Origin of the sequence: Roseburia sp. OF03-24, assembly GCF_003463035.1 — a bacterium.
Lineage (GTDB): Bacteria > Bacillota > Clostridia > Lachnospirales > Lachnospiraceae > Roseburia > Roseburia rectibacter.
In genome coordinates this window covers 1-920 of record NZ_QSCK01000085.1, presented here as the reverse complement: position 1 = coordinate 920, position 920 = coordinate 1, and the positions used below count along the sequence as shown (strand labels likewise).

General features: G+C 42.4%; 1 protein-coding gene. It reads right to left on the bottom strand.

The window, feature by feature from the left end; translation table 11 throughout:
* Positions 1-122 precede the first annotated feature (122 nt).
* On the bottom strand, positions 123-920 hold a 798-nt coding region (locus DXA60_RS18480; protein WP_117922696.1), incomplete at its 5' end, for an ATPase, T2SS/T4P/T4SS family.

Genomic DNA, 920 nt, shown 5'->3' with positions numbered 1-920 from the left:
TCCGTATGTATAAACCTCTTTTGCAAGGTTTCCCGGATTTAAAAGCAGCAGATTTTTTGCCACACGGTTTTCTTTTTTGATCTGCTTTCTCTCTTTTATCTGTGTCTTTTTCAAACCTGTCACTATCTGCCCTCCTTCCGGTACCTGTAAAAACTTTCACAAAAGAACGGTTCTTTTATTCCAGCACGTTCTAATTTCAAAAGAATATCTTTCGGTATCTCCTCTGAAACAAGTTCCCCATCCTCTACCAGCATATAAATTCTGTTTTCATGATCTTCCCTGGCATAAAAACAAAGCTGGTCTAAATATCTTCTGATCTCTCCATCCTGTGTATTTTCTTTCCGGATCAGAAGTCCAAGATTTACATAACGGTAAATCCTGTTTTCCATACGTCTCGCATCATTTACATTATTCATCATGCTCTGGATACGGTCTGGCAGCTTCCTCACATCATCCAGATGGATTGTTGTAAATCCATTGACACCAGTACTCCACTGCTCTAACAGTGATGTCACTTCCGTTGACCTTGCCTCTGACAAAACCAGATAAGCCGGATTCTGTCTTAAACACGCCTTGATCGCATCCGTATAGGAAAAGTTATCCTTTACACGAAGCTCTACGGCATCCGCTCCGGCATTAATTTCCGGATAATGGATTTCTAAAGAATCCTCGATCGTGATCACACGGCTTTCTTTCGGAATAAACTGCATAAAAAACTTTGCTGTCTCCGTCTTTCCTGCCCCAGGCTCTCCGCCAAACACAAAGTTCATACCAGCTCTCACACAATTTAAAAGCAGATGCAGCACCTTTTCTTCACAAAAACCGCTGTTTAACATCCCGTCAATCGTATTACGCACCAGACACGGAGATCTACGGATACAGACGCTTGTCCCGGTTGCCGCCACAGAATCATGGATGAT